Annotated in this window: 1 protein-coding gene; it reads right to left on the reverse strand. The window is 61.2% G+C overall.

The features are described 5' to 3' along the window. On the reverse strand, nt 1–232 hold a 232-nt coding region (locus AAEZ09_RS29285), incomplete at both ends, for an FAD-linked oxidase C-terminal domain-containing protein (protein WP_350601818.1).

Below are 232 nucleotides of genomic sequence, written 5' to 3' on the forward strand. Positions count from 1 at the left end.
TCGCCGATGTGGCCGAACCAGACGATCTCGAAGTCCGGGTAGTGCTCACCGACGATGGCGTCGATTTCCTTGAGGAAGGCCGGCACCTTGGCGATGGTCACCGAGATGTCGTTCTTGTACGGCGTCCAGTGGCTGATGGTCTCGGAGATGTACTCACGCAGCTTCCACAGGTTCTGCAGCTGCTGCTCGCTCTGGCTCATCACGCCATCGAGCACCCAGCCCTGCTCGACGC

The organism is Pseudomonas sp. 65/3-MNA-CIBAN-0223 (genome assembly GCF_040310425.1).
Taxonomy (GTDB): Bacteria; Pseudomonadota; Gammaproteobacteria; order Pseudomonadales; family Pseudomonadaceae; genus Aquipseudomonas; species Aquipseudomonas gregormendelii.